Genomic DNA, 995 nt, shown 5'->3' on the forward strand with positions numbered 1-995 from the left:
GCCTGATAATGGGCATTTTGCTCTTTATCGAAGGTGTTGTACTTTACAAATGGAATAATGTTTTTTTGTTCCAATAATTCATAATTTTCCTCGCTTCCGTAGCCCGCATCGGCAGTGAGTTCTTCCAATTCTCCGAGTTTTTTTTTGCCGAACAATTTCTCAAAATTCTCCAAATGACGCTTCAGGGTATTGAAGTCGTTGGTCTCTTGATGGATCGTGTAATTTACAATAAACTGATTCTCGGTAGAAATCTGTGCATTATAGGCCGGTTTGAGCTGTCCGTTTTGCATATGGTCATCCTTTAGCCTCATAAAAGTAGCGTCCTCATCAGTCTTGCTGTAAGAGTTTCTTTCTTTTAAAATCGCTTCCTGAGCTTCGTATTTACCGAGGTTTTTCTCAAAATTATTTTTAATGTAATTCAGCTTGGCTTTAGCTTTTTTGTCGGAATCGGTCTTGCGGTCGCTGCCTTTCAATTTGGCATTGATATTTTCTACCGTTTGCTGGATCTTTTCTTTGCTGATTTCTTTAAATTCCGGCGGTTCAGGGTCTTTGTCCTCTTCCCTTGCCACGCTTTGGGCATATTTCCAAAGGTCCTCTAGTTGGCGGAGCATCTTTTCTTTATTGGTTTTAATGGCATTGGCCCACACAAAAGTGTAGCGGTTTGACTGGGCTTCGATTTTCGTTCCGTCCACAAAAACCTGTTTCAAACTTACCAAACCTTCTTCGGCAAGAAGCAAAACCACTTGCGAGAAAATATCTTTGAAAGCCGCTTCAAGCTTGTGAGCCCGAAATCTGTTCACGGTATTATGATCCACGATGCTCATATTGGAGAGCCACATAAAGTTGATGTTTTCGCGAAGTGCTTTTTCGATTTTCCGGGAGGAATAAATGTTGTTCATATAGGCAAAAACCATCACCTTGAGCATCATCACGGGATGATAGCTGGGATTTCCCTCTTTGCTGTAGGCTTTTAGCAGCGGGTCTATATTGATCCT

At 41.3% G+C, this 995-nt stretch carries 1 protein-coding gene; it reads right to left on the bottom strand.

Annotated elements, in window-relative coordinates; all coding sequences use genetic code 11:
- The coding region (locus N5E64_RS15610) for a transposase (RefSeq protein WP_280038315.1) at positions 1-995 on the bottom strand (995 nt) is incomplete at both ends.

The sequence above is a fragment of the Empedobacter sp. GD03739 genome, assembly GCF_029843245.1.
Taxonomy (GTDB): domain Bacteria; phylum Bacteroidota; class Bacteroidia; order Flavobacteriales; family Weeksellaceae; genus Empedobacter; species Empedobacter falsenii_B.